At 67.6% G+C, this 22,044-nt stretch carries 19 protein-coding genes; 11 read left to right on the top strand and 8 right to left on the bottom strand.

Annotated elements, in window-relative coordinates:
- Positions 1 to 59 precede the first annotated feature (59 nt).
- The gene (locus MEU52_RS00570) at positions 60 to 974 is read left to right on the top strand and encodes a phytoene/squalene synthase family protein (RefSeq protein WP_238121905.1); all 915 of its coding nucleotides are present in this window, start codon (positions 60 to 62) and stop codon (positions 972 to 974) included.
- An 89-nt stretch (positions 975 to 1,063) separates the two neighbouring features.
- Here MEU52_RS00570 and MEU52_RS00565 read toward each other — a convergent pair whose 3' ends face one another.
- From MEU52_RS00565 to uvrA, 4 genes are all read right to left on the bottom strand, one after another.
- Positions 1,064 to 2,167 carry a serine/threonine protein kinase gene (locus tag MEU52_RS00565; protein WP_238121906.1) on the bottom strand — a complete coding sequence of 368 codons (1,104 nt, stop codon included), beginning with the start codon at positions 2,165 to 2,167 and terminating at the stop codon, positions 1,064 to 1,066.
- A 9-nt stretch (positions 2,168 to 2,176) separates the two neighbouring features.
- Entirely contained in the window at positions 2,177 to 3,607 is a 1,431-nt protein-coding gene (gene trmFO, locus MEU52_RS00560) for a methylenetetrahydrofolate--tRNA-(uracil(54)-C(5))-methyltransferase (FADH(2)-oxidizing) TrmFO (RefSeq protein WP_238122035.1), read from the bottom strand.
- 298 nt (positions 3,608 to 3,905) lie between these two features.
- Complete coding sequence (locus tag MEU52_RS00555; protein WP_238121907.1) at positions 3,906 to 4,070, bottom strand: DUF1127 domain-containing protein; 165 nt, start codon at positions 4,068 to 4,070, stop codon at positions 3,906 to 3,908.
- 1,055 nt (positions 4,071 to 5,125) lie between these two features.
- Positions 5,126 to 8,275, bottom strand: coding sequence for an excinuclease ABC subunit UvrA (gene uvrA / locus MEU52_RS00550; protein ID WP_238121908.1), 3,150 nt, complete (start codon positions 8,273 to 8,275; stop codon positions 5,126 to 5,128).
- A 493-nt stretch (positions 8,276 to 8,768) separates the two neighbouring features.
- Here uvrA and ssb point away from each other — a divergent pair, with 493 nt between their 5' ends.
- The 6 genes from ssb (at position 8,769) to MEU52_RS00520 (ending at position 15,143) form a co-directional block, all read left to right on the top strand.
- Positions 8,769 to 9,320, top strand: coding sequence for a single-stranded DNA-binding protein (gene ssb, locus MEU52_RS00545; protein ID WP_238121909.1), 552 nt, complete (start codon positions 8,769 to 8,771; stop codon positions 9,318 to 9,320).
- A 421-nt stretch (positions 9,321 to 9,741) separates the two neighbouring features.
- Complete coding sequence (gene gyrA / locus MEU52_RS00540) at positions 9,742 to 12,504, top strand: DNA gyrase subunit A (RefSeq protein WP_238121910.1); 2,763 nt, start codon at positions 9,742 to 9,744, stop codon at positions 12,502 to 12,504.
- Positions 12,501 to 13,112, top strand: a complete 612-nt coding sequence (locus MEU52_RS00535) for a LysE family translocator (protein ID WP_238121911.1) — start codon at positions 12,501 to 12,503, stop codon at positions 13,110 to 13,112. The genes gyrA and MEU52_RS00535 overlap by 4 nt, the downstream gene beginning before the upstream one ends.
- 168 nt (positions 13,113 to 13,280) lie before the next feature.
- A complete protein-coding gene (gene coaD, locus MEU52_RS00530; protein WP_238121912.1) occupies positions 13,281 to 13,781 on the top strand; it encodes a pantetheine-phosphate adenylyltransferase in 501 nt (166 codons plus the stop codon).
- Between the two features lie 87 nt (positions 13,782 to 13,868).
- A complete protein-coding gene (locus MEU52_RS00525; protein WP_238121913.1) occupies positions 13,869 to 14,432 on the top strand; it encodes a peptidylprolyl isomerase in 564 nt (187 codons plus the stop codon).
- 255 nt (positions 14,433 to 14,687) lie between these two features.
- Positions 14,688 to 15,143, top strand: a complete 456-nt coding sequence (locus MEU52_RS00520; RefSeq protein WP_238121914.1) for a peptidylprolyl isomerase — start codon at positions 14,688 to 14,690, stop codon at positions 15,141 to 15,143.
- Between the two features lie 75 nt (positions 15,144 to 15,218).
- On the opposite strand, the gene MEU52_RS00515 is transcribed toward MEU52_RS00520, so the two are convergent.
- The 4 genes from MEU52_RS00515 to MEU52_RS00500 all read right to left on the bottom strand — a co-directional run bounded on the left by MEU52_RS00515 (position 15,219) and on the right by MEU52_RS00500 (position 18,592).
- On the bottom strand, positions 15,219 to 16,010 hold the full coding sequence (locus tag MEU52_RS00515) for a proteasome-type protease (protein ID WP_238122036.1): 792 nt from the start codon (positions 16,008 to 16,010) through the stop codon (positions 15,219 to 15,221).
- A gap of 130 nt (positions 16,011 to 16,140) precedes the next feature.
- A complete protein-coding gene (locus MEU52_RS00510) occupies positions 16,141 to 17,316 on the bottom strand; it encodes a GNAT family N-acetyltransferase (RefSeq protein WP_238121915.1) in 1,176 nt (391 codons plus the stop codon).
- 58 nt (positions 17,317 to 17,374) lie between these two features.
- Positions 17,375 to 18,118 carry a glycerophosphodiester phosphodiesterase family protein gene (locus MEU52_RS00505; protein WP_238121916.1) on the bottom strand — a complete coding sequence of 248 codons (744 nt, stop codon included), beginning with the start codon at positions 18,116 to 18,118 and terminating at the stop codon, positions 17,375 to 17,377.
- A gap of 9 nt (positions 18,119 to 18,127) precedes the next feature.
- Positions 18,128 to 18,592, bottom strand: coding sequence for a RidA family protein (locus MEU52_RS00500; RefSeq protein WP_238121917.1), 465 nt, complete (start codon positions 18,590 to 18,592; stop codon positions 18,128 to 18,130).
- 136 nt (positions 18,593 to 18,728) lie between these two features.
- Between MEU52_RS00500 and MEU52_RS00495 the strand changes: the two genes are divergently transcribed.
- From MEU52_RS00495 to MEU52_RS00480, 4 genes are all read left to right on the top strand, one after another.
- On the top strand, positions 18,729 to 19,565 hold the full coding sequence (locus MEU52_RS00495) for a cell envelope integrity EipB family protein (protein WP_238121918.1): 837 nt from the start codon (positions 18,729 to 18,731) through the stop codon (positions 19,563 to 19,565).
- A gap of 41 nt (positions 19,566 to 19,606) precedes the next feature.
- Positions 19,607 to 19,882, top strand: a complete 276-nt coding sequence (locus MEU52_RS00490) for an acylphosphatase (RefSeq protein ID WP_238121919.1) — start codon at positions 19,607 to 19,609, stop codon at positions 19,880 to 19,882.
- A gap of 244 nt (positions 19,883 to 20,126) precedes the next feature.
- On the top strand, positions 20,127 to 21,569 hold the full coding sequence (locus tag MEU52_RS00485; protein WP_238121920.1) for an ArnT family glycosyltransferase: 1,443 nt from the start codon (positions 20,127 to 20,129) through the stop codon (positions 21,567 to 21,569).
- Positions 21,566 to 22,036: a GNAT family N-acetyltransferase gene (locus tag MEU52_RS00480; RefSeq protein ID WP_443266040.1), complete on the top strand. Its 471-nt coding sequence runs from the start codon at positions 21,566 to 21,568 to the stop codon at positions 22,034 to 22,036. Before MEU52_RS00485 ends, MEU52_RS00480 begins: the two co-directional genes overlap by 4 nt.
- The last annotated feature ends 8 nt before the right edge of the window (positions 22,037 to 22,044 follow it).

The raw sequence follows: 22,044 nt of genomic DNA, 5'->3' as shown, positions 1-22,044 counted from the left end.
TCGTTCCCCCCACGCCGCCGCAGCTGGCGGCAGTGCCATTTCCGGCGTATCCATCGCAAATGTCAGCCTCCCCCAGCTCCACCGCCCTGCTTGATGCGGCCTACGCCCATTGCATGGATCTGGTGCGCCGCCAGGATCGCGATCGCTTTCTCGCGGCGCTGTTCGCACCCGCCGCGCTGCGCCAGCACCTGATGGCGCTCTACGCCTTCAATTACGATGTCGCCCGTGTGCGCGAGGTGGTGCGCGAGCCGCTGCCCGGCGAGGTGCGCCTGGCCTGGTGGCGCGAGGTGATCGAGGGTGAGGGCCGGGGCGCTGTGGAGGCCCACCCGGTGGCCCTGGCCCTGATGGACACGAAGACGCGCTTTGCGCTGCCGGCGCAGAGCCTGATCAATCTGGTGGATGCCCGCATCTTCGATCTCTACGACGATCCCATGCCGACTCTTGGCGATCTGGAAGGCTATGCGGGGGAGACGGCGGGGGCGCTGCTGCAGCTCTCGGCCCTGGTGCTGGGCGGGGCGGAGGCGGCGCGCGCAACGGATGCCTCGGGCCATGGCGGCGTCGCCATTGCGCTCACGGGGTTGATGCGGGCGTTTCCCATCCATGCGGGGCGTGGGCAGTGCTATCTGCCCCTTGATCTTCTGGCTCGCCATGGGCTCGATCGGGAGGGGGCGGTGAGCGGCGTGGTGACGCCGCAGCTGCAGGCGGCGCTGGGCGATCTGCGCGACATCGCCGCCGACCATTTCAGAGAGGCGGCCGCGGTCCTGCATGGCTTGGCGCCCGCCGAGCGGATCGCAATGGCGCCGCCCTATCTGACCTTGTCCCTGGTGACCGGCGACCTAAGGGCCCTGGCGAAAATCCGCGATCCGTTCCGCGAGGTGGCCGGGCTGGCCGGCTGGCGTCGGGCGCTCGGGGTGTGGCGCGCCGGACGGCGGGCCGCGACCGGACGCAGCTGGCTCCAGGCAAGCACCCTCTAGGCAAGCACCTTCTCGGCAAGCACGCTCTCGGCGCGCGGTCAGGGGCCGCGTCTGAATGCGGACGGTTAGGGCGCCGGCCGGTGCTGTCCTCAGGCGGCGGAGCGGGTGATGCGATCGGTGAGATTGAGCCGCGCCCGGGCGATGTCGGCCACCTGCGCCCGCAGGGCATCGGAACCGGCGAGGGCATCCAGCATCTCGATCTGGTTGCGGGCGATCAACAGCAGCAGATCATCGCGCACCGTTCCATCCGCAGCGCGCGGCAGAGCCGGCACCAGCTGCAGGTGGTCGAGATGGGGGCGGTCCGGCAGGGTCTGGGCGAGGTGCGCACGGAGATCGTCCACCGTCACCGCCGCGCGGGGCTCGACGAAGGCGTAAAGCCCCACCTTGCCGCCGAGGGTCTGGAAATCGGACATATGGGCGTCGGCCACCGCCGGGTGGGTCTTCAGCGCGGCGATGATGAGCGGGCCCACCTGCGTGACCCGGGGGCCGCGCCCCTCCGTATCCGAATAGGACAGCAGGCGACGGGTGACGAAGCGATAGACCTTCTTGCCGGTGGCCATCCAGATGCGCGTGGGCACGCTCTTCTTGGCCAGCATGGCCTTCTCGCGGGGCGTCAGCTCATCGGGACAATAGGTGCGCTTGTGCTTGAGCAGGTGGCGCAGGTCCTCATAGGCGAGCACCCGGCCGAGCTTCCACCGGCGGGAGATGGGCAGCGCCAGCTGGAAATCCATCAGCCAGGCTTCGCCATCGGCCCCGCGCAGCCAGTTCTGCTGCTTGGCGAGGTCATTGTGCACATAGCCGGCGCGATGGAGAATGTGCAGCGCCTGCCGGGCCGAGTGGAAGAAATGGCTGTCGCCGCTGGGCCGCGCGATCTGCAGCGGCACCCCTTCCACCCAGCCGCGCACCAAAAAGCGGTGGCCGACGGCGAGCAGCGGCGTGGTGACGCCGGTATCGGTCACCTTCTCCAGCGCCTTCACCTCATGGGTGGCGAGCTGGCGCGCGAGCGGCGCGAGCCAAGGCGAGACCTCGTTCCAGCGCCGGCGCACGGCGGGCCATGCGCGACCCTCACGGTCGGTCCAGGTGCCGCGCTCGACAGTGGAGAACACGTCGCGCTTCAGCACCGTATCCACGGTGAAGCGGGCCGGATCGGCGCCATATTCGATGGGCGGAACGATGCTGACGGTGCGAGCCATCTGCGCCTCTTAAGCCGCTGGGGCCGTGGAGTCGAGCCACGCCGCCACATCGGCCAGGGCCCGCGCCGCCAGGGCGCGCTTTTTTGCGGCAGTCTTCTCGGCTCCGCGCAGGCGCTTTCCGCCTTCTCCCTTGGGGGCCTCGGTGAGGGGCGGGAACAGGCCGAAATTGATGTTCATGGGCTGGAACGAGCGCGGGCCTTCGCCCTCGGCCTCGATATGTCCACCGGTGATATGTCCGAGCAGCGCGCCCAGCGCCGTGGTGCCCGGCGGCGGCATGAAGGGCGTGCCGGCCCGCTCTGCCGCGGCAAAGCGGCCCGCCAGAAGGCCCACGGCGGCACTTTCCACATAACCTTCGCAACCGGTGATCTGCCCGGCGAAGCGCAGCCGGGGATCGGCCTTCAGCCGCAGGGTGGAATCCAGCAGGCGCGGGGAGTTGAGATAGGTGTTGCGATGCAGGCCGCCGAGCCGGGCGAATTCCGCCCCCTCAAGGCCGGGAATGGTGCGGAAGACGCGTACCTGCTCCGCATGGCGCAGCTTCGTCTGGAAGCCCACCATGTTGTAGAGGGTGCCGAGCTTGTTGTCCTGCCGCAGCTGCACCACGGCATAGGGCTTCACGCCCGGGGTGTGCGGATTGGTGAGTCCCACCGGCTTCATGGGGCCGAAGCGCAGGGTCTCCCGGCCGCGCTCCGCCATTACCTCGATGGGCAGGCAGCCGTCGAAATAAGGCGTCTTCTGCTCGAACTCGCGCAGCGGTACCTTTTCGCCGGCGATGAGGGCATCCACAAAGGCGTTGTATTGCTCTTCGCTCAGCGGGCAGTTGATGTAATCGGCGCCGGTGCCGCCCGGCCCCTCCTTGTCGTAGCGCGACTGGAACCAGGCCTTCTCCATGTCGATCGAATCGAAATGGATGATGGGGGCGATGGCATCGAAGAAGGCGAGGGCGCTTTCGCCGGTCTTCTCCAGCACCGCCGCCGCCAGCGCTGGCGAGGTGAGAGGGCCGGTGGCCAGGATCACCTGGTCCCAGTCCGCCGGCGGCAGCGCGGTGAGCTCCTCGCGCACCAGCGTAATCAGCGGGTGGCCCTCCAGGGCCGCGGTGACGGCGCGGGAAAAGCCTTCCCGATCCACCGCCAGCGCCCCGCCGGCCGGCACCTGGTGGGCATCGGCGGAGGCAAGGATGAGTGAGCCGGCGCGGCGCAGTTCCGCGTGCAGCACGCCGACCGCGTTGCCATTGGCATCATCGGAGCGGAAGGAGTTCGAGCACACGAGCTCGGCGCAGCCGTCGGTCTGGTGGGCCTCGGTGGAGCGCGAGGGGCGCATCTCGTGCAGGATGACGGGAACACCGCGCTGGGCCAGCTGCCATGCGGCTTCCGAGCCGGCGAGGCCGGCGCCCACCACATGAACCGGCGCGCCGGAGGCGCGGAGCGTGGGGGTGGGGTCCATCGGCATCTCTCCTCCTGGTGCCACGCGCGGCCGGGCGATGGCCGACGCCGCGGCGCGCGCAGTGCGCATCGGCCGCATGTGGCAGGATGGGCTGTGTGCCACAGGCGGGAAGGCCGCTTCAAGTGCGATGCCGCCGCAAGAGGCCCTGCTGCAGGGATGCCGCAGGGCCGGCGCTCCACGGCCGAAAATAAAAATGGCCCCATCGGGGCCATTTTTCGCAAGGGGCTTTCCGCAAGGGACGCGGCGCCCTTTATCCGCATATCTCTCAGCTGGCTCACGCCATGGATCTTGTTGTGGCTCACGCCACGTGGAGAGAGGCCTCACGCGCCACGCTGCGGATCTCGCTGCGACGCACATTGATGTCGGCGAGGCTGCGGTCGTCCAGCTCGGAGAGCTCGGAAACGGTGCGATTATAAACCTGCCAGCGACGAAGCTGGCGACCCAGAAGGCCCAAAAGGAACATCTGTCTTCTCCTTCGGATGTCCGAGAGGCTGACCTTGCGGCGCCTCCCTGTTCGTGAGCTGCAACATATGCTTTCCCGCTGCGCCGCCAATGGGGGGTATCGCATCGCAGCAATGCGTAATCCGCATACAGAATGAGCAAACTGACCCTCTTTATGAATCTTTCATTTGCAAATGTTTGTGGCGATGCAGGCCTAAAATTTAGTCATACAGCTTCGGGAAGATGGCCGGATATGAGGCACGCTGTACCCTGCGCCCTGCATGGCTGAGAGGTTCGCGGGCGCAGGGGGCGGCGAACCTGTCTGAGCGGGTTTTGCAGCGGGTTTTGCCCTGGATGTCGCAGTGGATATTGCAGGTGTCGGCTTGCTGCGCGGCCATCCGCTGCGAGGGTGGCCGCTTCGGTGCGATCGACTGGCCGTGAATGGAGCCCGGCTCTCGCCCTACGACCCATGGGTTGGTCTGGATGCCGCCCCCCCACGTCTGCCGTCGGGCGCGCGAAGGAGACGGGCAAACGCCGGGACGCGGGCCGAGTGGCGAAGGGCCGGGCCTCTAAAAAAAACAGAAGCTCTTCAATCTCGAACCGCTACGGTATCGGGATGGTCCCGCGCCCGCTGTCACCCGCTCGCGGGATGGCGTGCGCTGTGTCACACTCCGTTGGTCTTGAGTGCCGGTGAGGTCTGGAGCTGTCCACTGCATAATGTTCGCAGTACCGGCACAAGCGGAGCATCGCCGCAGCTCGCGAGCCGCGCGCCGGCGCCACAACAGCGGGATCGACGCAGGGCGCAGACGCGGACCGGCCAGGCTCAGCGCTCCCCGGGGATGGGGCTGTCCTTCGCTGACCGTCGCGGAAGAGACGGCGCCTGGCGCCTGTCCTTCATCTGCTATGTCGGGCGCCACGCCCACTGACGCCAGCGGTGCCGCGCTGGCGGGACGATCGCCGGGCCGGTGCGGGCTCTGACGGCGCTCTCACCGGTTGAGGCGCCGGGCAATGCACGACGTCCCGTCACGTGATGCGTGTTCAGGCGAGGTAATCTCGAGTTGCTGTTGCCGGGACTGCTTAGGTGCCGCGGATGCGGCGCCTGGCGGTGCGGTTCTTCTGCGGCGGTGTCTCCGCTTCCGCGTCCTTGGGTCCATCAGGGGCCCGGCCCGCGTTGGCGCCGCCGCCGGGGGCAGGGGAGGAGGCAAGGGGCGAGGCAAGGGGCGAGGCAAGGGTAGATGTGGGCTTGGATGCGGCGCGCGCCTTGGTGCCTTGTCCGCTGGCCGGGGCGTTCCGCGCCGGGGCGGGATTGGGGCGGCGCGCCAGCACCTCCGCCAGATAATGACCGGTATGGGAGCGCGGGTTCCGCGCCACCTCTTCCGGGGTGCCGGTGGCGACGATCTCTCCCCCGCCATCGCCCCCTTCGGGGCCGAGGTCGATCACCCAGTCGGCGGTCTTGATGACATCGAGATTGTGCTCGATGACCACCACCGAATTGCCCTGCTCCACCAATTCGTGCAGCACTTCCAGCAGCTTCTTCACATCATGGAAGTGCAGGCCGGTGGTGGGCTCGTCGAGAATGTAGAGGGTGCGGCCGGTGGCGCGCTTGGAGAGCTCCTTGGAGAGCTTCACCCGCTGCGCCTCACCGCCGGAGAGGGTCGTGGCCTGCTGGCCCACCTTGATATAATCGAGGCCGACCCGCTTCAGCGTCTCCAGCTTCTCCCGCACCGAGGGCACGGCCTTGAAGAACTGGGCCCCTTCCTCCACCGTCATGTCGAGCACATCGGCGATGGACTTGTTCTTGAAGGTGACTTCCAGGGTCTCGCGATTGTAGCGCTTGCCCTTGCAGACGTCGCAGGTGACATACACGTCCGGCAGGAAGTGCATCTCGATCTTGATGACGCCGTCGCCCTGGCACGCCTCGCAGCGTCCCCCCTTCACGTTGAAGGAGAAGCGCCCGGCGCCATAGCCGCGGGCCTTGGCCTCCGGCAGGCCGGCGAACCACTCGCGAATGGGGGTGAAGGCACCGGTGTAGGTGGCCGGGTTCGACCGCGGGGTGCGGCCGATGGGCGACTGATCGATGTCGATCACCTTGTCGAGGTGCTCCAGCCCCTCCAGCCGGTCATAGGGGGCGGGCGCCTCGGTGGCGCCGTTGAGGCGCCGCGCCACCGCCTTGTAGAGCGTATCCAGCAGCAGGGTCGACTTGCCGCCGCCCGACACGCCGGTGATGGCGGTGAACAGGCCGAGGGGGATCTCAGCGGTGACATTCTTCAGATTGTTGCCGCGCGCGCCCACCAGCTTCAGCATGCGCTTGGGGTTGGGTGCACGCCGGGCCGGCACGCCCACCGAGAGCGCGCCGGTGAGATATTTGCCAGTGAGGGAAGCGGGGTTGGCGAGAATTTCCGCCGGCGTGCCCTGGGCGACGATGCGCCCGCCGTGGATGCCGGCGCCGGGGCCCACGTCCACCACGTAATCGGCGGCGAGGATGGCATCCTCGTCATGCTCCACCACGATCACCGTGTTGCCGAGATCGCGCAGGTGCTTCAGCGTCTCCAGCAGGCGGGTGTTGTCGCGCTGGTGCAGGCCGATGGAAGGCTCGTCCAGCACGTAGAGCACGCCGGTGAGGCCGGAGCCGATCTGCGAGGCGAGGCGGATGCGCTGGCTCTCGCCGCCGGACAGGGTGCCGGAGGAGCGGGCGAGGGTGAGGTATTCCAGTCCCACGTCCAGCAGGAACCGCAGGCGCTCGCGGATTTCCTTGAGGATACGGCCGGCAATCTCATTCTGCTTGGCGGTGAGTTCGGCGGGCAGCGCCTCGAACCACTGCGCCGCCGCCTTCACCGACAATGCGGCGGCTTCGCCGATGTGCCGGCCGGCCACCTTCACCGCCAGCGCCTCCGGCTTCAGGCGGTAGCCGCCGCAGGCCTGGCACGGCACGGTGGAGAAATATTTGGAGATCTCTTCCCGCGCCCAGTCGCTGTCGGTCTCCTTCCACCGTCGGTCGAGGTTACGCACCACCCCTTCAAAGGACTTCTCGGTCTCGTAGGCGCGCATGCCGTCATTGTAGGCGAAGGTGATCTTTTCACCCTCCGAACCATAGAGCAGCACCTGCTGCGCCTTTTCAGGCAGGTCGCACCACGGCACCGAGAGAGCGAAGTGATAGTGCTTGGCCAGCGCATCGAGGGTCTGACCATAATAGGGCGAGGTGGACTTGGCCCAGGGGGCGATGGCGCCCTGCTTCAAGGAGCGCATCTTGTCCGGCACCACCAGGTCGGGGTCGATGGTCTGCTCGACGCCCAGGCCGTCACACGCCGGGCAGGCGCCCACGGGATTGTTGAAGGAGAACAGCCGCGGCTCGATCTCGGGAATGGTGAAGCCGGAGACCGGGCAGGCGAATTTCTCCGAGAACAGGATGCGGCGCGGCGCGCCGGTCTCGTCCTTCTCGTCGGCGAACTCAGCAATGGCGATGCCGTCGGCCAGGCCCAAGGCGGTCTCGAAGCTGTCGGCCAGGCGCTGGGCGAGATCGGGCCGCACGACGATGCGGTCCACCACCACGTCGATGTCGTGCTTGAATTTCTTGTCGAGGGCGGGGGCGTCGGCGATCTCGTAGAAGGTGCCGTCGACCTTTACCCGCTGGAAGCCCTTCTTCATCCACTCGGCGAGTTCCTTGCGATACTCGCCCTTCCGCCCGCGCACCACTGGGGCGAGGATGAACAGCCGCGCGCCCTCGGGCAGCGCGAGGGTGCGGTCCACCATCTGCGAGACGGTCTGGCTCTCGATGGGCAGGCCCGTGGCCGGTGAGTAGGGCACGCCCGTGCGCGCCCACAACAGGCGCATGTAATCGTAGATCTCGGTCACCGTGCCCACGGTGGAGCGCGGGTTCTTGGAGGTGGTCTTCTGCTCGATGGAGATGGCCGGCGAGAGGCCGTCGATCTGGTCCACGTCCGGCTTCTGCATCATCTCCAGGAACTGGCGTGCATAGGCCGAGAGGCTCTCCACGTAGCGGCGCTGGCCTTCCGCATAGATGGTGTCGAAGGCGAGCGAGCTTTTGCCGGAGCCCGACAGGCCGGTGAACACCACCAGCGCGTCCCGTGGCACCTCGAGATCCACATTCTTCAGATTGTGTTCGCGGGCGCCGCGAATGGAGAGGGTCCGGGCGTCCCGCCGCGGTGCATCGGGGGTGGGCGTTGCGAGCGCGGGCAAGGTCCGCGAGGAGGAGGCGCGATCCGACATGAATTCCAGCCACGCGCGGCCAGGAGCCAGCGCGAGATGATCAGGGCAGGGGGAAGGCCGCCGCACGTGCCGGGCACGCGCCTGCAGCGGTGACGAGAACAGCGAAAAGACGAACAGAACCACCGGCATTCCTGCCGCCGCTCACCCCATCGCCCGGCGTGACGATGGCAGCAAACGGCCAAACTGCGTGGTCGCTCATGGTCATGCTCCAAATGTAGCGACGTGCGTGCGATGCGGTAGAGAACATAATAAGAACTTTGGTGCCGTGCGAGTCAAAAATTCGGGCGCGCCGGGAAAAACACGCTTGTCGCGGTCATGGGGAGGAGATAGAACGGATGTAGAACATCTGGCGGGGCTTGGTGGTGTCCGGCAGCTGTGGAGTGCCTCTTTGCAGTGGACAACGCGGCGGGGCGCTCGCATGTGGCGTCGGGCCGGCTAGGGTGCGCGGCGAATGGGCGCCGCTCCGGTGGGCGCATGGAGAAGGAGGCGGGCGATGGCCGGCAGCGTCAACAAGGTGATCCTGATCGGCAATCTCGGCCGTGATCCGGAAGTGCGCACGTTCCAAAGCGGTGGGCGTGTCTGCAACCTGCGCATCGCCACCTCCGAGAGCTGGCGCGACAAGGCCACCGGCGAGCGCAAGGATCGCACCGAATGGCATGCGGTGACCATCTACAGCGAGAACCTGGTCAATGTGGCCGAGCGGTTCCTGAAGAAGGGCTCCAAGGTCTATATCGAGGGGCAGCTCGAGACCCGCAAATATGAGAAGGATGGGCGGGACGTCTACACCACCGAGGTGGTGCTGCGGCCGTTCCGCGGTGAGCTTACCCTGCTCGATGGCCGCTCCGGCGGCGAGAGCTCCGAGGACTACAGTGGCGGCTCCGATTTCGGCGCGCAGAGCCCCATGGGTGGGGGCAGTGGCGGGTTCGGTGGCGGCGGCTACGGCGGGGGTGGTGGCCGGCGTTCGGGTCCGTCCGGCGGTGGCGCGGCGGGCTCGTCCGGCGGTGGGCGTCCTTCCAATGATCTCGACGACGAAATCCCCTTCTGAGAACGGCTCCGGCGCGTCGCGCTGGCCGTTTGAGTGACGGCGGACATTCGTGTCCGCCGGGCGGGGGTGTCGCGGGTCGGCGGGTGCGTCTGCTGGCGGGCAACGACGGTGGCTGCGGGTGCCTTCGAGGGTGGTACGCCGGGGCTCCGAGTGTTGAGGTCGCGGGTGCAGCGACTGGCGCGGCAGGTGCTTGTGGTGGTCTGAGGGGTGCCGTGAGCGCCTTGCGCGGGTCGCGATTGGATGCGCGGACGAGGGCCTGTGACGCAAAACGGACAAGATGTCTGCGCGAGGGTCGGGCTGATCCTCATAACATATTGAAATACAACGTTAAAAAATAATCCTTGCGCTGGGGTTTCGCTGGCGTCCGGAGGGTGAATCGGCTACAAGTCAACAACTCCAATCGCCATGAAGGTGTTGACTTTTGGCCGAGCCCGAGACGCCGAAGTCCGGAGGCGAGCCGCCCTCGGACATCACGCCAGTTTCCATCACCGAGGAGCTGTCGCGCTCCTATCTTGACTATGCGATGAGCGTCATTGTCGCTCGCGCGTTGCCGGACGTGCGCGACGGCCTGAAGCCGGTGCATCGCCGCATCCTGTTTTCCATGTCGGAGAACGGCTACGAGTGGAATAAGTCCTACCGCAAGTCGGCGCGCGTGGTGGGCGATGTCATCGGTAAATACCATCCCCACGGTGATCAGTCGGTCTATGATGCGCTGGTGCGCATGGCCCAGGACTTCGCCATGCGGGTGCCGCTGGTGGATGGCCAGGGCAATTTCGGTTCGGTGGACGGCGATGCTCCGGCCGCCATGCGCTACACCGAGGTGCGGCTCGAAAAAGTCACCAATGCGCTGCTCGACGATCTCGACAAGGAGACCGTCGACTTTCAGGAAAACTACGACAGCAGCGAGCACGAGCCGAGCGTTCTGCCGGCGAAGTTCCCGAATCTGTTGGTCAATGGCGCCGGCGGCATCGCGGTCGGCATGGCCACCAACATTCCGCCCCATAATCTGGGCGAGGTGATCGACGCGACGATCGCCCTGATCGACGATCCGGCGCTGACGCCGGAGGCGCTGCTGGATATCCTGCCGGGCCCCGATTTCCCCACCGGTGCGCTCATTCTGGGTCGCAGCGGCATCCGCCAGGCCTATCTCACCGGGCGTGGCTCAATCCTGATGCGTGCCAAGGTGGCCATCGAGAGTCTGCGCAAGGATCGCGAAGCGCTCATCGTCACCGAGATTCCCTATCAGGTGAACAAGGCGACCATGATCGAGAAGATCGCCGAACTGGTGCGCGATAAGCGCATCGAAGGCATCTCCGAGATCCGCGACGAGAGCGATCGCGACGGCCTGCGGGTGGTGATCGAGGTCAAGCGCGACGCCCAGGCGGACGTGGTGCTCAACAACCTCTACCGCCAGACCCTGCTGCAGACGTCGTTCGGCGTGAACATGGTGGCGCTGTCGGGCGGCAAGCCGGGCGTGCTGGCGCTGCACGACATTCTGACGGCGTTCGTGGCCTTCCGCGAGGAAGTGGTCAGCCGCCGCACCAAGTTCTTGCTGCGCAAGGCGCGCGATCGCGCCCATGTGTTGGTGGGCCTCGCCATCGCGGTCGCCAATATCGACGAGGTCATCCGCCTCATCCGTACCGCGCCGGACCCGTCGAGCGCCCGTGACTCGCTCATGGGTCGCGACTGGCCGGCCAAGGACATGGCACCCCTGATCGCGCTGATCGCCGATCCCCGCCACAAGCTCAATGCGGACGGCACCTATCGGCTATCATTGGAGCAGGCCCGCGCCATCCTCGATCTGCGCCTGCAACGGCTCACGGCGCTGGGCCGCGACGAGATCGCCGACGAGTTGGACAAGCTGGCGGCCGAGATCGCCGACTATCTGGACATCCTCGCCAGCCGGCCGCGTATGCGCGGCATCATTCGCGACGAGCTGCTCGCCATCAAGGCGGAGTTCGACAACCCGCGCCGCACCGAGATCATCGAGAATTTCGGCGATCTCGATGACGAGGATCTGATCCAGCGCGAGGAGATGGTGGTTACCGTTTCCCACGCCGGCTACATCAAGCGCGTGCCGCTCTCCACCTATCGGGCGCAGCGGCGCGGCGGCAAGGGCCGCTCCGGCATGCAGACGCGCGACGAAGATTTCGTCACCCGCCTGTTCGTGGCCTCCACCCATGCGCCGGTGCTGTTCTTCTCCTCCAAGGGGCAGGTCTACAAGCTGAAGGTGTGGCGCCTGCCCGCCGCGGCCCCGCAGGGGCGTGGCAAGGCACTGGTCAATATCCTGCCGCTGGACTCCGATGAGCGGATCACGTCGGTGGTGCTGCTGCCGGAGGACGAGGGGGAGAACGGGCGCCTGCAAATCATGTTCGCCACCACCGGCGGCACGGTGCGGCGCAACGCGCTCACGGATTTCCAGCAGGTGAACCGCAACGGCAAGATCGCCATGAAGCTCGCCGAAGGCGAGGCGATCGCCGACGTGGGCCTGTGCACGGAAGACGACGACGTGCTGCTCACCACGGCGGCGGGGGCGTGCATTCGCTTTCCGGTCACCGAGGTGCGGGTGTTCAAGGGCCGCGACAGTGTCGGCGTGCGTGGCATCCGCCTGGAGGAGGGGGACCATATCATCTCCATGGCCATCATCCGCCATGTGGATGCCCCCGCCGAGGAGCGTCTCGCCTACATCAAGATGCGGCGCGCGCTCGGGGGTGAAGCCACCGATGCCGGTGAGGTGGACGCCGAGGAGGGCGCCAGCGGCAATGGCCAGCTGGGCCAGGAGCGCTATGCGGAGATGGGGGCGCTGGAGCAGTTCATCCTCACCGTCTCCGAGAATGGCTACGGCAAGCGCACCTCGTCCTACGAGTATCGGGTGACCGGCCGCGGCGGCAAGGGCATCGTCGCCATGGCGGTGAACGAGCGCAACGGCCGGCTGGTGGCCTCCTTCCCGGTGGAGGACCAGGACCAGATCATGCTGGTGACCGATGGCGGGCAGCTCATCCGCTGCCCGGTGGACGGGATCCGCATCGTCGGCCGGGCCAGCCAGGGCGTCATCGTCTTTGATACCGCCGAAGGCGAACGTGTCATGTCGGTGGAGCACATCAGCGAGGACACCGCCGGTGACGACGGCGCCGTCGAGGGGAGTGCCGATGGCGACGATGAGGCGGGGGCGCCGGAGGCATGATCTCCCTGGAGAGCCTCGCGCTGTTCGTGCTCGCCTGCATCGCCCTGGCGATGACGCCGGGTCCGAACGTGGCTCTCATCGTCGGCACCAGCCTGAAACATGGCCGCCGGGCGGGCATTCTCACCGCCACCGGGGTCAATGTGGGGCTCATTGCTCAGCTGGCCGTGGTGGCGGCGGGCCTTGCCTATCTGGTGGAGGCCTTCTCCCACCATTTCGATCTGGTGCGCTATTGCGGCGCCGCCTATCTGGTGTGGCTCGCGGTGCGCCAGTGGCGCAGCGCCGGGGCACCGCCGGCGAGTTCCGCGCCATCCGCCCATGCGGCGTTGGGGCGGGGGCTCGCGGTGGCGTTTGCCAATCCGAAGACCCTGCTGTTCCACGCGGCGTTCCTGCCGCAATTCGTCACCAATGCCGCTCATCCGGTGCCGCAGATCGCGCTGCTGGCGGTGATCTTCGCGGCCATCGCGCTGATTGGCGATGTGCTGTGGGCGCTGGCGGCGGATCGCGCCCGGGCGGCCCTGGCCGGGCGCTTCACGCGGATCGCCGATCGGGTATCCGCCGGCATTCTGGTGGGTGGGGCCGCCGTGCTGCTGGCGGCCGGCCGGCGCTAGGCCGCGGCGTGCCTCCGGGTGGGGCCGGTTGCGCCTGCGGGCAGGGGCGGCTAGAGCATCCAGCAAAGCGGCTCCAGTACATCGCGTCGCGACCGCCGCGCAGATCCGGGCGGTGTGTGGGGCGGCATCCATGCGGCGGGCAACACCGCGCGAGGCGGGGAGGCACTGATGGAAACGCGGACGGCCATCTACGGCGGTTCATTCGATCCCCTCACCAATGGTCACCTGGACGTGGTGCGGGCGGCCTGCCGGCTGGTGGACCGGCTTGTTCTGGCGGTGGGTATCCATCCCGGCAAGGCCCCCCTGTTCGCGGCCGAAGAACGCCTCGCCATGCTGCTGGAGGTGTGCGGGCCGGTGGCCGCGGCGGAACGCGCCACCATCGAGGCTGTGACCTTCGACGGGCTGATCGTCAACACCGCCGCCGAGGTGGGGGCAAGCCTGCTCATTCGTGGCCTGCGCGATGGCACCGACCTGGATTATGAGATGCAGATGGCCGGCATGAACGCGGCCATGGCGCCGGCACTGCAGACGGTGTTCCTGCCGGCCTCGCCCTCGGTCCGCCCCATCACCGCCACGCTCGTCCGGCAGATCGCTGCCATGGGCGGAGATGTCTCCGCCTTCGTGCCGGCGGCGGTGCTGGCACGGCTCAAGACCAAGTTCTCTCGCTGAGTTCTCTCGCTGAGTTCCGTCGTGCGGCGGCGTCGCAGGCGCGCCGTGCCTTTCGTGCCCCAAGGGGGCCTTTCCGAGGAGATCTTCATGATGCGCGTCTTTGGCCGAATCGCAGCCGGCCTCCTCATCGCGCTCGCCTTCGCCCTGCCGGCGGCGGCGCAGTCGAAGCCCGATCCGCAGAACACGCTTTATCTCGACACCCCCTATGGCCGGGTGGTGATCGCCCTGCGTCCGGATCTCGCGCCCAAGCATGCCGAGCGCCTGAAGACCCTGAGCCGTGAGGGCTATTACAACAATGTGCCGTTCCACCGTGTGATCGATGGCTTCATGGCGCAGACCGGTGATGGCCAGTATGGCAACGGCACCGGCGGTTCCAAGTATCCGAACCTGCCGGCGGAGTTTTCCAACGTGCCGTTCAAGCGCGGCGTGGTCGGCATGGCCCGCGCGTCCAATCCCAACAGCGCCAATTCGCAGTTCTTCATCATGCTCGACGAGACCCCGAGCCTGAATGGTCAGTATACCGTGGTTGGCGAAGTGGTGTCGGGCATGGAATATATCGACAAGATCAAGAAGGGCTCTGCCGCCAACAACGGCAGCGTGTCCAATCCCGATCGCATTGTGAAGATGCAGGTGGCCGCTGACGCCAAGTGACATCGCTTCACGTGACGTCGCTTCAAGTGACGTCGCTTCAAGTGACGTCGCTTCAGGTGACATCGCTTGACGCCTGTGGTGCGTTGCCGACGGCACGCACCAGGAACGACCGCCGGGGCCTTCATGTCGAAGAACCCCGGGTCTTGACCTCGCCGGCGGAGCGGTTATCGCTGCCGGCCTTCGGATGGGCGCCCGGAACGGGCGCGCCAGGGTGCGCGCCCGACGCGGACCTGGAGGCATCGAAAGGAATTTGCCATGAGTGAAGAGGTTCTGGTCCTCGAGACCACCAAGGGGCCGGTGACCATCGCCTTCCGCCCCGATGCGGCGCCGGGTCATGTGGCCCGCATCAAGGAGCTGGTGTCGGACGGCTTCTACAACGGCGTGCCGTTCCACCGCGTGATCGACGGCTTCATGGCGCAGACCGGCGATCCCACTGGCACCGGCATGGGCGGCTCCGGCAAGAAGCTGAAGGCCGAGTTCAACGCCCTGCCGCACAAGCGCGGCACGGTCTCCATGGCCCGTGCGCAGAATCCGGATTCCGGCGACAGCCAGTTCTTCATCTGCTTCGCTGATGCCCGCTTCCTCGACGGCCAGTACACCGTTTGGGGTGAGGTGACCTCGGGCATGGAGAATGTGGACGCCATCAAGCGTGGCGAGCCGGTGAAGGATCCCGATAAGATCATCTCCGCCAAGCTGGAGCCCAAGGCCTGAGGCCATACGGTGGAGCCATAACGAGAAAAGGGCGCCCGCGGGCGCCCTTTTTGCTGGCGGGGGAGGCGCGGCGCTTCACGCCTCTTCCGGCTCGGCGGATTTCGGGGTGGCGTAGCCCTGCGCGCACTTGATGTAGGGCGGGCGCGGAATGGAGCTGTGGGCGGCCCGCAGGGCGGCCGACCAGCGTTCGCGCAGATCATGGAAATAGGGCTCGCCGGGCTCGATCCGGTATTTCAGCTCGGCCTGGAGCTTGTCCGGGCACACCACCAGCACGTCGATGGGCAGGCCGACGCCGAGATTGGAGCGCATGGTGGAGTCCATGGAGATCAGGCTGCTTTTCAGGGCGTCCGAGATCTCCATCTCGTAGCTCACGGCGCGATCCAGCACCGGCTTGCCGTATTTGTGCTCGCCAATCTGCAGGAAGGGCGTGTCCTGGGTGCACTCGATGAAGTTGCCCGCTGAATAGATCATGAACAGGCGCATGGGGCCGCCGACGATCTGCCCGCCCAGCAGGAAGGACACCTCGAAATTGATGGCGCTCGACTGCTCCATCACCACGCCGTTCATGTGGTGCACTTGGCGGATGGCGCGGCCCACCAGCTGGGCAGCCTGGAACATGCTGCGCGTTTCCCGCAGTTGGTGCCGCTCGCCGGTCTCCTCGTCCTCCACCCCCTCGTTGAGCAGGCTGAGGACGGACTGGGTCACCGACAGGTTGCCGGCGGAGGCGATGCCGATGACGTGGCGGCCCGGCTCCTCGAAGATCTGCAGCTTGCGGAAGGTGGAGATGTTGTCGAGCCCTGCATTGGTGCGTGTGTCGGCAATCAGCACCAGACCGTCGCGCACCAGCACTCCACAACAATACGTCATGTCCACCCCCTCGTTGCGGGAGCCGGGACTATAGCGATGGGCCTTGAGGTCCCGCAACGTGGGCGCGTGGGGAAAACGCATTCGGCATCAGGCTGTGGCGCCGCTGCCATGACGCGGCGCGTGCGCCTGCTCAATCCTGTTCATCCTGCGTGCTGCCGCGTCGGAACGGGCCGAGATCGGTGAGAATGGCGGCGTCCTCCTCTACATAGGCGCGCTCACGGTCCAGATACTGGGCCACCGCCTCGCGCAGGCCCGGGTGGACGATGTAATGGGCGGAATAGGTGGTGACGGGCAGATAGCCGCGCGCCAGCTTGTGCTCGCCCTGGGCGCCGGCCTCCACCACCTTCAGGCCGCGGGCGATGGCGAAGTCGATGGCCTGGTGGTAGCAGACCTCGAAATGCAGGAAGGGGTGCTGCTCGATGCAGCCCCAGTAGCGGCCATAGAGTGTCTGCGCGCCGATGAAATTGAGCGCGCCCGCCACATAGCGTCCGTTGCGCCGCACCATGATCAGCAGGATCTGGTCGGCGAGCCGCGCGCCGAGCACCGAGAAGAAGGCTCGGTTGAGATAGGGCGAGCCCCATTTGCGGTCGCCGGTGTCCGTATAGAAGGCGAAGAACGCGTCCCACGCCTCTTCGGTCAGGTCGGGGCCGGTGAGCCATTCGATGCTGAGCCCGTCGCCCAGCGCCTCGCGCCGCTCCTTCTTGAGCGCCTTGCGCTTGCGCGAGGCCAGCACGGAGAGAAAGTCGTCGTAGCTGCCGTAGCCGGCATTGGTCCAATGGAACTGGCGATCGGTGCGGGGCAGGAAGCCGAGAGCGGTGAGCTGCTGCCATTCCTCCGCCACCGGAAAGGTGACGTGCGCCGAGGAGGCGCTGCGCAGCCGCACCAGCTCCTTCAAGCCCGCCGCCAGCGCCGGGCGGGCGTGGGCATCGGTAGTGTCGCGCACCAGCAGGCGCTGCCCGGTCACCGGCGTGAAGGGCACCGCCACCTGGACCTTGGGATAATAGGCGCCGCCGGCCCGTTGGAAGGCATCCGCCCAGCCCTGGTCGAACACGTATTCGCCGCGGGAATGGCTTTTCAGATAGGTCGGAGCGACGGCCGCCGGCGTGCCGTCGGCGCCGTCCAGAACCAGATGCTGGGGGTGCCAGCCGGTGCGCGCGCTGGCGCATCCGGTCTCCTCCAGGGCGGAGAGGAAGGCGTGGCTCACGAACGGTTCCGGCCGCGCCGCGCCGCCCGCCGCGCAGGCGTCCCACTGGGCCGCGGGGATCTCGGACAAAGCGGAGAGGATGCGGATGCGTGCGTCGGGCATCCTGCAAAGGTGTGCGCCGCAACGAACCGCCACCAGCGCGACGGACCGTCGCACCCGGTCAGGGGCGGAAGCCCTCGAAGATCATCTGGTCCGCATAGCGTGCGGCGCGGGCGCGATCGGCGGGGGTGCGCACGGTCCAGGTGAGCACCGGCAGGCCAAAGGTGCGGGCGACGCGCGGGGCATAGGCGTCGAGATCGGCCACCCGATAGGCCACGAACTGGAAATGGGAGGCTGGCCAGTGCAGCAGGTGGCCGAGCATCGCCCGCTGCCACCAGCTGAGGCCGGGCCATTCATCGGCGGCGAAGTCCTGCTCGGCGACGATGCCCCGCGGCACCCGGGGCGCGGTGCGCCGGATGACCGGCAGCAGGCGCGGATCGAACGACATGAGCGCGGCCTGCCCCCGATAAGCGGCGATGCGGGCCGCCACCGTGGCGGCGAGATCGAAGGCGGGCACCGCCCCGCTCTTCAGCTCGATGACGAGGGGCACCCGGCCGTCCACGCGGGCCAGCAGCGCCTCCAGGGGCATCATGCGGTCGGCGGTGGCCTTGAAGGGAACGGCGGCGAGCGCCGTGGCGGTCCGCTCCGCCACCGGCCCCACCGCGGTGGTGAGGCGATCCAGGGTGTCGTCATGGAACACCATGGGGATGCCATCGGCGGACAATTGCAGATCCACCTCGATGGCGAAGTCCGCCGCCACCGCCGCGTCCACCGCCGAGGCGGTGTTCTCGATGATGCCGGCGGCCGAATCGTGCAGGCCCCGATGAGCGACCGGTCGCCGGGTGAGCCAGCCAAGGCCGCTCATCGCGCGGGCTCAGGCCACTTCGATGACGGCTTCGACTTCCACCGCCGCGTTCATCGGCAGAGCAGCGATGCCCACCGCCGAGCGGGCATGCCGGCCCTTGTCGCCGAACACTTCCACCAGGAAGTCGGAGCAGCCGTTGACCACCTTGGGCTGGTCCACGAAATCCGGCGTGGAGTTCACGAACGCCACCAGCTTGACGATGCGCACCACCTTGTCGAGGTCGCCGATGGTGGCCTTGGTCTGCGCCAGCAGATTGATGGCGCTGGCCTTGGCCGCGGCCTGGCCGGTGGCGATGTCGACGTCGCCGCCGAGCTTGCCGGCGAACAGCTTGCCGGCGGTGTCGATGGAGAGCTGGCCGGAGATGAACAGCAGGTTGCCGGTCTGCACCACCGGCACATAATTGGCGAGCGGCGGCGTGGGGGTGGGCAGGGTGATGCCGAGTTCGGCGAGCTTCTTTTCAACGGACGATGTCATGGGGGAGACTCCTGCCACACGGTGTGCGCAATTGGGCCCTCCTCTTCGCCCATAGGCGCACATGGTGCAAGCACGCGCTGGTTTTGATTTCGCCGCCCCGCGGGGCGCAGACGGGAGAGCGAACATGAGGCGGCATATGCGCGGGATCGCGGTTTCCTGTGCCCTCGCCATGCTCGGTGTGAGCCTTGGCGCCACCGGCCCGGCGGCGGCCATGGCGCTGCTGGCGCACCGGGCGGCCTATGCCCTCACCCTCGACGGGTCCAAGCCCACCGGGCAGCTGGAAGACATGCGCGGGCGCATTGATTACGAGATCACCGGAAACGCCTGTGCCGGCTACACCACCATCACCCGCCAGACCAGCGAGAGCTCGGGCGGCGAGGGCGGCACCAGCCGCCAGTCGGTGATGTCGAAGGCATGGGAGGCGGGGGATGGCGACGCCTATCGCTTCGTCAGCACCACCGAGGGGGATGACGAGACCCAGGAGGTGGAAGCCCGCGTGGGGCGGCCGACCCCGGATCGGCTGAGCGTCACCGTCACCAAGCCGCAGGACCGCGAGGTTACCCTCGACGGGCATATTCTCATGCCTACGGAGCATGTGCGGCGGGTGCTGGCGGCGGCCGCCGCCGGGGAGCGCACCGTGGCCGCCAAGGTCTATGACGGCGCCACCGATCCGGCCAAGGTCTACGAGACCCTTGCGGTGATCGGCGCGGCGCGCAGCGGCGACGGCCGCCTGGTGCCGGCCGCGCAGGCGGCGTTGGCTGGGCACGTCTCCTATCCGGTGGCGGTGAGCTATTACGAGCCGGGGGCGGTCTCCGACGGCCCGGCCTATGTGATGAGCTTCTCCCTGTTCGACAATGGCGTGGTGGGTGACCTGCGCATCGATTACGGGCGCTTCGCTTTGGTGGGCAGCATGGCGGCGTTCGAGGCGCTGCCGGCGGATGCCGCCTGCGCGCCTGCCAAGGCCACTCCGTGAACCCGCCGGCGGCGCGGGAAGGGGAGGGTGACAGAACCATCGTGCGGGTCACCGTCCGGGGGCGGGTGCAGGGCGTGGGCTACCGCGCCTGGTGCGCCGACGAGGCGCGCCGCCGCGGGCTCAGCGGCTGGGTGCGGAACCGGGCCAGCGGCACCGGGGAGGCGCTGCTCGCCGGCGAGGCGCGGCAGGTGGCGCAGATGGTGGAGGTCTGCCGCCGTGGCCCGCATGGCGCACGGGTGGATCACCTGGCGCTGCAGGAGGTGAGCGACGCGGTGCCCGCCGCTGATGCCGGCTTCGCGATTCTCGCGACCCTCTGATTCCTGCAGGCCCGGCTGGAGCGCTCACATCAGTAGCGCGCGAGCGGAGCGCGTGCCGCTGCGACACCGCCGGTTGCGCGGTAGCGTCGTGCATGAATGGTGGCTATAGAAGCGGTCTTCGACGTCCGCGGAGTGCGCTGTCCCCGTGAATGAGCTTCAAGCACGTCCCGTCAGCTCGTCGCCCCACGTTGGTGGCGCGTGTGAGACGGCCCCCCTGCCGTTCTGGGCCCGCCCGCGCGGGGTCATGGTGATCGTCGGCCTCTGGATGCTGCTGCATGCGCTGGTCGCTATCTTCTTCGAGGCGGCCATCAATGTGGACGACGCGGTCGAGAGCTATCTCGTCCAGTCGCTGCAGCTGAGCTACGTTCCACGCAATCCGCCGTTCTTCGACTGGCTGCTGTACGGCCTGCAGCAGCTCGTGGGCACCGGTCCGCTATCATTCGCGATCCTGCGCTATGTGCTGCTGTTCGCGTGCGCCATGCTGGTCTACCGGGTGGCACGTCGCGTCATCGTCGATCCACGCCTGCAGGCGCTGGCCGTGTATTCCCTCTCCGCTTTGTGGGTGGTGGGCTATCACAGCCACCGCATCCTCACCCATTCCAACGTCATGATCGTGGCCATCGCCGGCGCCATGCTGACGCTGATCGCCATCGTCCGGCAGCCCAGCGCGCGGCTCTATGCGGGGCTCGGGGCATGGGTGGCGGTGGGTATCCTCGGCAAGTTCGGATTCGTGGCGTTTCTCGGCGTGCTCATCGTCGCCTGCCTGCTGGAACCCAGCTATCGCCGCGCTCTGTTCGATCGGCGCATCGTGCTGACGCTGCTGGTGGCCGCCGCGCCGCTGGCGGTTTATGCGCTGGCGTTGCGCATGCTCGACCAGGACGTGGTGGCGGCCACCGCCCAGACCATCGGCCGTATTCCCGCCGGCTGGGATGACGTGGTGCAGAGCTATGTGGTGGCGCTGGTGGGCTATGCGCTGCCGTTCATTGCGGTGGCGGGCCTGGTGTTCCTGCCGTTCAATCGCGGCGAGGGCGCGCGGGTCGATGCCGATGCCGCGCGGGACGCCGCCCGCCGGGTACTGCGCAACCTCATCGTCATCGGTCTCGTGGTGACCTTGATCGGCATCCTGGCGGCCAGCTCGTCCAATCTGCGTGATCGCTATTTCCACGTCTTCCTGTTGATGCTGCCGGTCTACGTGTTCGCCGAGCTGGAGCGCATCGGCGGCTGGCGGGGGCGGGTGCCGGCCTATCTCGGCATTCTGCTCGCCATCAGCGTGGGCGTGATCGCGGTGCGCGTGGCCATTCCCCTGTGGCCCGATCCCCGCCTGTGCGGGCGCTGCGTGGCGGCCGAGCCGCTCTACAAGATCCAGGCCGCGGTCAGCCGCACCCTGGGGCCGTCGCCGACCCTGGTGGCCGATGACCGCACCTCCGCCGGCCGGCTCCGCGCGGCGATTCCCGGCGCCCGTGTGGTGATCGTGAAGGAGCCGCAATACCGCCCGCCGCCGCGGCCCGCCACCGGCTGCGCGCGCATTACCGGCATCGTCAACGGCCTGCCGAAGCTGCTGTTGCCGCCCGAGGACCACAACACCGTCTCCATGGCGGTCAAATGGTGGTCGCCCCTGATGTCGCCGCACCGCTGGAGCGACTGGCAGTTCACGCCCCTGTCGCCGGACGATCCGCTGTGTCGCTGACGCGCGATGCCGATCGGCTGAGCGTGCGCCTGGCGGGTGAGCGTGACCTGCCGGCATTGGTGGCGATGTTCGCCGCCGACGATCTGGGCGGCCATGGGGACACCACCGCGCCGGACGTGGCGGGAGACTATCTGGCGGCGTTCCGTGCCATCTGCGCCAATCCCGCCACCCGTCTTTATGTGGCGGAGCTCGATGGGCAGGTGGTGGGCACCTTCCAGCTGGTGCTCGCCCGCGCGCTGCCGAGTCGCGGCGCTCTGCGCGCCATTCTGGAGGCGGTGCAGATCGCGCCCGATCGGCGGAGCGGCGGGCTCGGCGCGCGCATGGTGCAGTGCGCCATGGCCGAAGCATCGGCGGCGGGCGCGGCCACGCTGGCGCTCACCTCGAACATGCGGCGCGTCGATGCGCATCGTTTCTATGAGAAGCTGGGCTTCTCGCGCTCGCACTTCGGCTTCAAAATCACCCTGTGAGCGCGCCT

It is taken from the genome of Xanthobacter sp. NM-25, assembly GCF_022138605.1.
In the GTDB taxonomy this organism is placed as follows: domain Bacteria; phylum Pseudomonadota; class Alphaproteobacteria; order Rhizobiales; family Xanthobacteraceae; genus Xanthobacter.
Note: the sequence above shows the minus strand (reverse complement) of the source record. Positions and strands in the feature narration are given on the sequence as shown.

Bases quoted from the DNA above. Each gene is read 5' to 3' on its own strand.
- uvrA (WP_238121908.1), bottom strand. From the start codon at position 8,275: ATGTCGGATCGCGCCTCCTCCTCGCGGACCTTGCCCGCGCTCGCAACG.
- MEU52_RS00525 (WP_238121913.1), top strand. From the start codon at position 13,869: ATGATGCGCGTCTTTGGCCGAATCGCAGCCGGCCTCCTCATCGCGCTC.
- MEU52_RS00485 (WP_238121920.1), top strand. From the start codon at position 20,127: ATGGTGATCGTCGGCCTCTGGATGCTGCTGCATGCGCTGGTCGCTATC.
- coaD (WP_238121912.1), top strand. From the start codon at position 13,281: ATGGAAACGCGGACGGCCATCTACGGCGGTTCATTCGATCCCCTCACC.
- MEU52_RS00555 (WP_238121907.1), bottom strand. From the start codon at position 4,070: ATGTTCCTTTTGGGCCTTCTGGGTCGCCAGCTTCGTCGCTGGCAGGTT.
- MEU52_RS00570 (WP_238121905.1), top strand. From the start codon at position 60: ATGTCAGCCTCCCCCAGCTCCACCGCCCTGCTTGATGCGGCCTACGCC.
- MEU52_RS00510 (WP_238121915.1), bottom strand. From the start codon at position 17,316: ATGCCCGACGCACGCATCCGCATCCTCTCCGCTTTGTCCGAGATCCCC.
- MEU52_RS00565 (WP_238121906.1), bottom strand. From the start codon at position 2,167: ATGGCTCGCACCGTCAGCATCGTTCCGCCCATCGAATATGGCGCCGAT.
- MEU52_RS00515 (WP_238122036.1), bottom strand. From the start codon at position 16,010: ATGACGTATTGTTGTGGAGTGCTGGTGCGCGACGGTCTGGTGCTGATT.
- MEU52_RS00495 (WP_238121918.1), top strand. From the start codon at position 18,729: ATGCGCGGGATCGCGGTTTCCTGTGCCCTCGCCATGCTCGGTGTGAGC.
- MEU52_RS00535 (WP_238121911.1), top strand. From the start codon at position 12,501: ATGATCTCCCTGGAGAGCCTCGCGCTGTTCGTGCTCGCCTGCATCGCC.
- MEU52_RS00505 (WP_238121916.1), bottom strand. From the start codon at position 18,118: ATGAGCGGCCTTGGCTGGCTCACCCGGCGACCGGTCGCTCATCGGGGC.
- MEU52_RS00500 (WP_238121917.1), bottom strand. From the start codon at position 18,592: ATGACATCGTCCGTTGAAAAGAAGCTCGCCGAACTCGGCATCACCCTG.
- ssb (WP_238121909.1), top strand. From the start codon at position 8,769: ATGGCCGGCAGCGTCAACAAGGTGATCCTGATCGGCAATCTCGGCCGT.
- trmFO (WP_238122035.1), bottom strand. From the start codon at position 3,607: ATGGACCCCACCCCCACGCTCCGCGCCTCCGGCGCGCCGGTTCATGTG.
- MEU52_RS00520 (WP_238121914.1), top strand. From the start codon at position 14,688: ATGAGTGAAGAGGTTCTGGTCCTCGAGACCACCAAGGGGCCGGTGACC.